This window comes from Croceibacterium salegens (assembly GCF_009827435.1).
GTDB lineage: Bacteria > Pseudomonadota > Alphaproteobacteria > Sphingomonadales > Sphingomonadaceae > Croceibacterium_B > Croceibacterium_B salegens.
Map to the genome: position 1 here is coordinate 20161 of NZ_WTYM01000025.1, position 9396 is coordinate 29556.

General features: G+C 62.3%; 7 protein-coding genes and 1 pseudogene. 6 read left to right on the forward strand and 2 right to left on the reverse strand.

What is annotated here, in order from left to right; all coding sequences use genetic code 11:
- Window positions 1-95 precede the first annotated feature (95 nt).
- Complete coding sequence (locus GRI89_RS02615) at window positions 96-578, forward strand: MarR family winged helix-turn-helix transcriptional regulator (protein ID WP_159791916.1); 483 nt, start codon at window positions 96-98, stop codon at window positions 576-578.
- Entirely contained in the window at window positions 575-1834 is a 1260-nt protein-coding gene (locus GRI89_RS02620; RefSeq protein ID WP_159791918.1) for a dienelactone hydrolase family protein, read from the forward strand. The genes GRI89_RS02615 and GRI89_RS02620 overlap by 4 nt, the downstream gene beginning before the upstream one ends.
- A 31-nt stretch (window positions 1835-1865) precedes the next feature.
- Here GRI89_RS02620 and GRI89_RS17915 read toward each other — a convergent pair whose 3' ends face one another.
- The gene (locus tag GRI89_RS17915) at window positions 1866-3839 is read right to left on the reverse strand and encodes an alpha/beta fold hydrolase (protein WP_235912720.1); all 1974 of its coding nucleotides are present in this window, start codon (window positions 3837-3839) and stop codon (window positions 1866-1868) included.
- A 165-nt stretch (window positions 3840-4004) separates the two neighbouring features.
- On the opposite strand from GRI89_RS17915, the gene GRI89_RS02630 reads away from it, so the two are divergent.
- Together GRI89_RS02630 and GRI89_RS02635 are read left to right on the forward strand one after the other, a co-directional pair.
- Window positions 4005-4988, forward strand: a complete 984-nt coding sequence (locus GRI89_RS02630; protein WP_235912721.1) for a glycoside hydrolase family 43 protein — start codon at window positions 4005-4007, stop codon at window positions 4986-4988.
- A complete protein-coding gene (locus tag GRI89_RS02635) occupies window positions 4985-7057 on the forward strand; it encodes a carbohydrate binding domain-containing protein (RefSeq protein ID WP_201290854.1) in 2073 nt (690 codons plus the stop codon). The genes GRI89_RS02630 and GRI89_RS02635 overlap by 4 nt, the downstream gene beginning before the upstream one ends.
- 211 nt (window positions 7058-7268) lie before the next feature.
- Here GRI89_RS02635 and GRI89_RS02640 read toward each other — a convergent pair whose 3' ends face one another.
- Window positions 7269-7982: an IS6 family transposase gene (locus GRI89_RS02640; RefSeq protein WP_159791923.1), complete on the reverse strand. Its 714-nt coding sequence runs from the start codon at window positions 7980-7982 to the stop codon at window positions 7269-7271.
- A gap of 318 nt (window positions 7983-8300) precedes the next feature.
- Between GRI89_RS02640 and GRI89_RS02645 the strand changes: the two genes are divergently transcribed.
- Together GRI89_RS02645 and GRI89_RS02650 are read left to right on the forward strand one after the other, a co-directional pair.
- The gene (locus GRI89_RS02645) at window positions 8301-8642 is read left to right on the forward strand and encodes a DUF6152 family protein (protein WP_159791925.1); all 342 of its coding nucleotides are present in this window, start codon (window positions 8301-8303) and stop codon (window positions 8640-8642) included.
- A pseudogene (locus GRI89_RS02650) lies at window positions 8642-9396 on the forward strand (hypothetical protein); the annotation flags it as partial. The gene GRI89_RS02645 and the pseudogene GRI89_RS02650, both read left to right, overlap by 1 nt.

A 9396-nucleotide genomic window follows, 5' to 3' on the forward strand; every position in this document is an offset into this window, starting at 1 on the left:
ATCCTCGTTGCCAAACTAGTTATCTTTGATAATTATCTCTAGGGTTTCCGGATGACCTCGGCAATCGCAATCTTCGATATCAAGGAGCGCTCCAGATGGCAGATGCAGCTGCAGCACGGGGGGCTCTCCCACCTGACGAATTCGACGAAGGCATGCTCGCCGACCACATCGGGTTCCGGGTGCACATTGCCCGCCGGGCCATTCAGCGCGCGATGCGTGAGTTCGACGATGGTGCCCAGTTGAAGGCCCTACCCAGCGGTTCAATCTCGATACTCGAACTGGTGGCGCGCAATCCCGGGCTCGCACCGCAGGATCTCGCGCAGGTACTGTTCCTTGATCGACCGAAGGTGACCCTGCTCATCCGCCACCTGAGCGACGCCGGCCTTATCGACCGCCGGGTATCTCCCGAAGATGGCCGCAAGGCGGAGTTGCGGGTCACCGAGGCCGGTATGGCCCGCTTGGAAGCGTCGCGAACCTTGAGTGCATTGCAAGAACAGAAGATCGCCCAGGGCCTGTCGGCAGCTGAGCGTGCGCAACTTGCTCGCCTGTTGCGCAAGCTGCAGGAGACCTTGCGGTGAGGGAAGCGGCAGTTACCCTCGCGCTCCTTGCGGCATCCTCTTGCGCGCCAGCGCCGCTGATCGACAGAGCGCCGACATCCGAAGCGGCCCTCCCCGGCGGCGCGGAATGGTCGGCAATCGTTCCAGCCGGCTGGAACGGAATTCTGCTGCTACATTCCCGTGGCTATTCGGCCTCGGCCGGCAGTCCGGAGCCGGCACCTCGACAATACCAGGAGAAACTCCTGGCACAGGGCTATGCCCTCGCCGCATCAAACTACGGCGCGGGCGGATGGGCACTGGCTGAAGCCGTTCCGGCACAAGAGGCCACAATTGCGGCCTTCGCGAAGCGGTACGGGAAGCCGAAGGAGGTCATCGCATACGGCTTCTCGATGGGCGGACTGGTGACCACCGCGCTCGCGGAGAAGCCGACACCTTCGATTGACGGCGCCATTTCGTTTTGCGGTTCGATCGGGGGCTCGATCGGCATGATGAACATGGGTCTCGACGGGGCGTTCACCTTCAAGACACTGCTGGCCCCGACGTCCGCAATCGAACTCGTGGGTGTCGCCGACGACCGCGCCAACGGGGCCTTGGTCCAGGCCGCGGTCCAGGACGCAAAGGCATCGGCGGCCGGTCGGGCGAGGCTCGTCCTTGCGGCAACGCTAGGCGGAATTCCGGCCTGGGTGCCGGCGATGGCGGGGGAGAGTCCCGGCGACAGGCAAGACCGCGAAGTGGATGCCCTCATCAAGGCATTCCCCATGGGCATTTTCCTGCCGCGAAGCGAACAGGAGCAAAGGACGGGCATAGGTTACTCGTGGAACGAGGGTATCGACTACTCGGCGCTTCTGGCTAGGAGCGGTCGCGAAGACTTCGTCCGGTCGGTTTATCGGAGCGCCGGACTGGACCTCGCGCAAGACCTGGAGAAGTTGGCACAAGCGCCTCGCATTCACCCCGAACAGGGTGCAGTGGACTACATGACCAAGAACTACGTGCCGACAGCGGTGCCGAGAATCCCAATGCTGGCCGTCCAGAACCTCGGAGACTTCGTCACCTCCCCATCCTTGCAGGAAAGCTACGCTGAACGGGCAACGCCCGGAATGTTCAAATCACTCTACCTTCCGCAAGCCGGTCACTGCACGTTCTCCGCCGACCAGATGCTGGACGCGATTTCGATCGTCGAGCGACGAATGCGGAGGGGCGCATGGCCGAAGGAAATTGGCAAGGACGTCGATTTGAAGCCTCCGCCCATGCCTCGAGGTTCGAACAATCCTCCGTGACCCAGCGGCAGCGCCGCCTATTTCAGAAGGACTAGAAACCCTTCCGGTCGATCGTCCAGGCCGGAACGGTACAGATCCGGCAGTTATCGCCAAGGAAACTGCGCGCCGCGTCCTGCTTGCCGCGCAACTGCCATTCGAGCCAGTCGATGGCGATCATCGCCGCTGCCCCTCCATGCGGATCGTGATAGGTTCCGCCGTGGCCGGTCGGCAGCCCAACCATCGCCACCGGAACCTGACCGAGTTGGATCAGCCGGTTGTAGTCGTCGCGGCCATTGGCCCAGGCGATATCCGTCGGCCCGCCCTGAATATAGAGCACCGGCATGTTCAGTTTGGCGAGCGCCGTCTTGGGCGTATCCATTCCCGGCAGCATCGGTGTCCCGTCGTCGGGGAATAGCCCGCTGTTCTGCACGATCAGCGCGGTCACCCGCGGATCCGAGCTGGCAAGATCGATCGCCTGCACGCCGCCACAGCTGAAGCCGGAAGCGGCAACCGCCTTTGTGTCGAGCAGGCCGCGATACTTGCTGCCGCCGCGGCTGTTCTCGCCGATCGCCCAGTCGAGCCCGTCGCGCAGGTCCTGCGTAGTGGTCGGCACTTCCGGAGGCGCGCCCGGGGCCCGCTGCCCGCGCGCCGCCTGGACCCGCGCCAGTTCCTCGCCGATATAGCCCGGCACCATCACCAGGTAGCCATGCGAGGCCACCTCGAGCAGGTGGTTGCGGACGCTGGCCGCATCGTCGGTGCAGGCGCCGTTACCCCAGATGTAAAGCGGTAGCTTGCGCCCCTTGAGTGTGGCGAGGTTCTCCGGACGGTAGATGACGTGCTTGGGCAGCGCAGGATCGACTTCCATGATCGCCGGATACGGCCCGCTTCCCTTATCGCCTGCGGCTTCGGGTGAACTCGGCGGCGGCGGGACTTCGAACGACAGGTGCTGGCCGAAGAATTGCAGGACATGATCCTGGAACCGGAACGCAACCCGGCTTGTGTGCGTGCCGTGATAGAGTTCAAAGCTGTTTGGAATTCCGTAGGAGAGCAGCCTCTTGTGCAGTTCCTCGGTGTCGGACTTTAGACCGTCTTCGTCGCCGACATCCATCGCTATCGCGGCATAGCGCTTGAGGTCACCTGCATACTGATCGAGCAGGGCGAATGGCGAATTAGCCGTCCAACGCTCGAGCACGCCGGGGTCCGGCTTGCCGTCCTTGAAAGGCAAGTCGAGGAACAGCGGCGACCTGTTAGGATTGGGCGACCATGCCGAAGATAGTGCAAGAAGGCCGCGCGCCGGGAATGGCAGGTCCTTGACCTGGTCGAGCGTCTTCACACCGTCGATGGCGGTCTGCACGTCCGCATTGTACGGCCCCATCGGCCGGCCCTGCAGCCCGCCCGGGCTCATCGCGTAGAGGGCGCCGAACACATCGGCATGCTTCATCCCGATGCGCGTCGCGCCATAACCGCCCATCGAATGGCCGACCAAGCCGCGGCTCTCACGCCGCGGGATCGTGCGGTAGTGGCTGTCGACATAGGCCACGAGGTCTTTCGCGACGAAGTCCTCGAAGTCACCGGTCGTGACCGACTTTGAATAGACCGAGCCGTTGTGGAGCGTCTTGCTGTCAGGCAGAACCACGATCATTTCGGGCACGCCCTTGGCGAAAGCGGCTTCGACCACCTGCGGCACCCGGATCTCCTGGATCCACTGTTCCGCACCGATCGAATAGCCGTGCAGCGCGTAGAGCACAGGATAGCGGCGCCCGGGACTGGCTCGATAGCTGGGGGGCAGGACCACGATCACATCGCGATCTGCACTGTTACCTTCGAGGTTGCCCTCTATCGACGGCGAATGGACCTTGAATCGTTCCATCACCACCGGTTTGGCGCCCTCGACTACCGGGGGCTTTTCGGTTTCCACCTGCGCAAGAACCGGCGTCGGGCTGGCCAATGCCAGGGCCGCCAGCGCCAGCAAGGTACGGACAATATGTCTGTCGAAGGACAGCTTCTTGTGAAGTCGCTCACTCATTCCGCCAGTCCCCATCCACGATAGTTATTGTTTGTAACCAAAATTTGTCTGACTAATTATCTCAGAGTCAAGTCCGACCTGATCGGTGAGAGGCGGACCGACAGCTGGGGGGTGATGATGAGGCGTAGTTTTTGTGACTCCTTGTTGGTCGCCATGTCACTTGCGATGGCTGGGTGCACTGGTGGACACCACCTCACCGAACGGGCGCCTGGCAGCAACCCGCTATTGACCGACGCCTTCACCGCCGACCCCGCGCCATTGGTGGTTGGCGATACGGTCTATCTCTACACGACGCACGACATTGCGACCGGCGATGTGCTCTACGCCATGAACGACTGGCTGGTCTATTCGTCGCAGGACCTGCGTCACTGGCAGTCGCACGGCCCGGCGATGCGCGAGACCGATTTTTCCTGGGCTTTGGCCAACAACAGCGCCTGGGCCGCGCAGGCGGTCGAAAAGGACGGCAAGTTCTACTTTTACGCCCCCGTGAAGCACAAGGATCCGGACCGCGGTTTCGCAATTGGCGTCGGGGTGTCGAACAGCGCGACCGGACCGTTCGTCGACGCTCGTGGCAGCGCTCTGGTGACCAACGGCATGACCACGGTCGGTCGCGACTACGATCAGGACATCGACCCCACCGTGTTCATCGACGACGACGGCACCCCATGGCTGATGTGGGGCCACTTCACCTGTTTCCTTGTCAAGCTGAAGCCCAACATGACCGAGCTCGACGGCGAGATCAGGACAATCGAACTGCCCGACTTCACCGAGGGTCCGTGGCTGTTCAAGCGCGAGGGTCGATACTACCTGGCCTACGCCTCGATCGACGAGGACAATCCGGGCAATGAGCGGATCGCCTATGCCATGGCGCCATCGATTACCGGGCCTTGGCAATACAAGGGCCTGATCACCGGAGAGACCCGCAACAGTTTTACAATCCATCCCGGGATCATCGAGTTCAAGGACCAGTGGTATTTCTTCTACCACGACGCACTGTTGACAATCGGCGATCTGAAGCCGGCAACAGGTCGACGAGCCATCGCTGTGGAATATCTGGATTTCAATCCGGATGGCACGATCCGACCGGTGACCCAGACGGACGCCGGTATTAGCGTCCAGCCCGCGGTGCATGGGGGAGTGGCGCAATGACCTTTCGCAGGCTGGCCTTCACCGCACTGGCGACCGCCTCCTTGCTGACATTCCCCCGTCCGGCAGGCGCCGAACGGGTTGAAGTCACGATCGATGCCAGCAAGCAGGCTGCACCGGTTTCGCCTTATATCTACGGCATGTTCATCGAGCCCATCGGCAACCTCGTAGGTCGCACGCTGTGGGCAGAAATGCTCGACGACCGCAAGTTCTATGCCGATGTCCTGCCGGCAAGCGTCGATCCAGATCCGCCTGCGCGGCCAGGCGCACCGCTGGGAATTAGCTTTCGCAAATGGCGGCCGCTGGGCACGGATGGCGCAGTGACGATGGACGAGCAAAGCTCGGTCGGAGGCGACCAGAGTGTACGAATAGCGGTCGGCACCGCACCGGCCGGCATCGTCCAAGGCGGCATCGGGATCGCCAAGGGGAGACGCTACACAGGTTCGCTGTGGTTTCGTGGCGATCCGGGAGCGATGGTATGCGTGGCACTGACTTGGGGGGACGGGCCGGACCAGCGTCTCACAATTTCTCTGCCCGCCCCACAGCCCGGTTGGCAAAAGGTACCGTTCGACTTCACGCCCCCAGCGGACAGCGACCAGGCCCGTTTCGAAATCACCGGCACGGGCAGCGGCTTCTTCCTTGTCGACGCTCCCACGCTGATGCCCGCCGACAATATCGATGGCTGGCGGGCCGACACGACCGCCATCGCCCGCTCGCTCCATTCGGGTATGTGGCGTTTGCCGGGCGGCAATTTCCTCTCCAACTGGGACTGGCACGAAGCGCTGGGCGACCGCGATCACCGACGCCCGATGTACGACCATGCCTGGAGCGCGATCCACTCCAACGACATCGGGATGGACGAATGGATCGAGCTGGCCCAGCTGGTCGGGGCAGATCCCTATGTCACGGTCAATGCCGGATTGGGCGATGCCAATTCCGCCGCAGAGCTGGTCGAATATCTCAACGGGACGACGGACAGTTATTGGGGCAGCAAGCGGGCCGCCAACGGCCACTCCGAACCCTACGCCATCAAGTATTGGAATATCGGCAACGAACCCTACGGTGACTGGCAGATCGGCGCGACAACGCGCGAATATTTCATGCTCAAGCACCGCGAATTCGCCGACCGGATGAAGCGCGCCGATCCGTCGATCGTGCTGATCGGATCAGGTGCCATGCCCGACCAGCGCGATCCGCCGGGCGTACCCAAGGTCAATCCCACGATTGAGGACATCAAGGCCCGCTTCGGGAACGAGATGGATTGGACTTACGGCCTGTTCGACCAGGCCAAGGGTACGTTTTCGGGCGTGACCGAGCATTGGTACGACCGATCCGAGCAGCGTCCGGATGCCCCGCCTTCTGTCGAATTGCAGGAATGGACCCGCTCGCCGCAAATGCAGGTTCGCGCCAAGGCGATGCAATGGGACCTCTATCGCGAACGCTTCCCATGGATCGACACGGACGGCATCTTCCTGTGGATCGACGAATATGCCTACATCGGCGGACCGGCGAACCTGAAATCCGCTCTCGCCTATTGCATGACCCTGCAGGAAATGCTCCGTCACACCGGCTTCCTGACGGGCGCAGCCTTCACGACCGGCGCATCGACTATGGAGATCGCGCCCAACAGCTCGGCGCTCAACAGCACGGGACTGGTATTCAAGTTCTATCAGCAGCACTTTCCGGGCGGATCGGTGCCCGTATTGGTTACCGGAAATGCACCTGTCCCTGCACCGCAGTTCCCGCAGGGAGCAGAACATCCGCTGACTGTCGGCGGTAGCCCGACTTATCCGCTCGACATAATCGCCGCGATTTCGGCTGACGGCACGACGATCAAGCTCGGCGTCGTCAATGCTACTTTCGAGAAGCAGGAACTTGACCTGGAGTTGAAGAACATCCCGGTCGCCGGCACGGGCCGGATGTGGGTCCTGACCGGGCCTTCTCTCGAAGCGCAAAATCGGATCGGCAAGGCGCCGCAAGTTGTCTCAAGCACTGCGAAAACTGTTCGCGGACGGCAAATCGCCGTTCCGCCGCTTTCGATTTCGATGCTCGAATTTCCGCTGGCGAAATAGCGTAGATTCACAAGAGGGAGCCCGCATCTCAATCCGACAAGTGGGTAGGAACAGCAAGCGCCAAAGCCACAGCCGGCCGCGCCCGTCTAAGCCATTCCATCGCTCGCGGGGTGGTTTCACAGCTTATGATGTCGGGATGGGCGCGCGGTAGGGTTCTGTCAGTCTGATCGCAACTTGTCTCCGACTGGCAAAGCCCCCAACCCCAGCAAGCTCAGACCATGAGCGACTGCCACTCGGCCAGGGCAACCGAGCGGCGGGCTTTGTAGGTCTCTCTGTCGACAAGGTGACGTTCGGGTCGAAAGTGGTTGTGGATGTTGGCGTGGAGCGAGGCGAGCTTCTGTAGGCTCTTCATTCCCCGGAACCGCAGTAACGCCCACTCTCGTGGCTTGAACGACAAGTGCGAGTTATCGACCCTGTTGTTGGCCCAGCGGCCGACCTCCTGCTTCTTGGTATTACCGAGCTCGTCCATCGCTGCCATGTACGAGTGCAGGCCATCGGTGGTGATCGCCTTGGGTGAGCCATGTCGCTTCAGCGCCTTCTTCATGAAGGCGAGTGCTGTGTTGTGCCTCGTCTTCGTGACGCAGCTCTCGAGGATCTCGCCTTCCCGGTCGACCGCCGGCCACAGGTAGACCATCTCCCCGCCAAACTTCACGGACATCTCGTCGAGGTGCCAGCGCCACTGGCGAAAGTCTCGCATCCGGCTGACCCGCTGACGGCGGATGTCGGTAGCGAACAGCGGGCCGAACCTGTTCCACCAGTGCCGCACGGTCTCGTGGCAGATCTCGATGCCGCGTTGGGACAGCAGGTCCTCGACTTTCCGCAGGCTTAGAGGGAACCGCACGTACATCATCACCACAAGCCGGATCACCTCCAGCGAGGAGTTGAAGTAGCGAAGCGGGCTGGCTGGCTTCCTGGGACGAGGCATCGCCGCGCCTTGCCCTCAACTCCTCACCCCGCCGGTGCATTTGCTCTGACAAGGCCACCACCAGCTATGTGTGCCACGTTGGCCTGACTGTGCCCTCTATGCCCTGCCTTCGGATTTCGAGGTGGCCGTGTCTGGTCGGCATTTTTTCGATTTGCCCGATACCGGCAGGGCCACGTATTGACAAATCAACATCAATCGACAATTTGACCAAATGTGGCGATGATCTCAAGAAGCGAGAATAAAGAAATGCCCAAACGGAAATTCTTACTGCTGGCTTCATGGCTGGCGGCATTTCTAAGTCTAATTTCGTCCGTTGCAGTGAGCGCGCACCACTCGTTTGCTGTGTTCTTCGACCCCGAGAAGAGCGTGACGGTCACTGGCGTGGTCACCGCCTTCCGCTTCACCAACCCGCACGGCACGATTGCGCTCGACGTGACCAATCCCGACGGAACTGTCGAGCACTGGCGCGGGGAGACCAATGCCCCGGTGATCCTCGTCCGCCGCGGCTGGACGCGCGACATCATCAAGCCGGGCGAGACCGTCACCCTCACCGGCTGGCCCTCGCGCGACGGCAAGCCCTACATGCGCGTTTCGGCGGTCACCGACGCCAACGGCAAGTCGATCGGAATCGCCCCGTTCGGACGGCAGGACCAGAGCTGATGCGGCTTGCCCTCGCGGCGCTTGCCGCCATCGCCATTACCGCCCCGGCGCTCGCCGAAGACGCCGGCCACCCCGACCTCTCGGGCTACTGGAATGCCCCGTTCCGCGGCTACCCGATGCCCGACGACCTGAAGGCCAAGCTGCCGCCCGATACGGTGGTGCTGGAAGATACCGGCGCGGCGGAATTCCCGCGCGGGGTCTACGGCGGGCTCAAGCTGACACAGAAGGCGCTCGATCGTGCCAGGGACTGGCAGCCGACCGACGACATGACCATCGCCCGCGTCTGCCAGCCGCAGTCGATCATGTACACGGTGCAGGGCCCCTTCCCCTTCCAGGTCATCGAGGCTCCCGGCCTGATCGTGTTCCGGTACGAGTACTACGACCAGTACCGGCTGATCTACACCGACGGCCGCGGCCACCTGCCGGCCGCCGCGCCGCACACCAAGATGGGCGATTCGATCGGCCACTGGGAGGGCGACGAACTGGTCATCGACACCACCCACCTCGCCCCCTCGACCATCACCAACAACGGTCTCGACCATTCGAGCGAGGCGCACATGGTCGAACGCTACCGCCTCGCCGACGACGGCAAGTCGCTCGAGGCGACGCAGTGGTTCGAGGACCCCGAAATGCTCGAAAACCACGGCGCCCGCTACATTAAGTGGACTCGCGGCAGCGACTACATCTACCCCTACGACTGCGACCCGACCTTCGCGCTCGAATACCAGGGCAAGGATGCGCCGGAGGCGGCTGG

Coding starts and splice junctions, on each gene's coding strand:
- GRI89_RS02615 (WP_159791916.1), top strand. CDS start 96: ATGGCAGATGCAGCTGCAGCACGGGGGGCTCTCCCACCTGACGAATTC.
- GRI89_RS17915 (WP_235912720.1), bottom strand. CDS start 3,839: ATGAGTGAGCGACTTCACAAGAAGCTGTCCTTCGACAGACATATTGTC.
- GRI89_RS02630 (WP_235912721.1), top strand. CDS start 4,005: ATGGCTGGGTGCACTGGTGGACACCACCTCACCGAACGGGCGCCTGGC.
- GRI89_RS02635 (WP_201290854.1), top strand. CDS start 4,985: ATGACCTTTCGCAGGCTGGCCTTCACCGCACTGGCGACCGCCTCCTTG.
- GRI89_RS02640 (WP_159791923.1), bottom strand. CDS start 7,982: ATGCCTCGTCCCAGGAAGCCAGCCAGCCCGCTTCGCTACTTCAACTCC.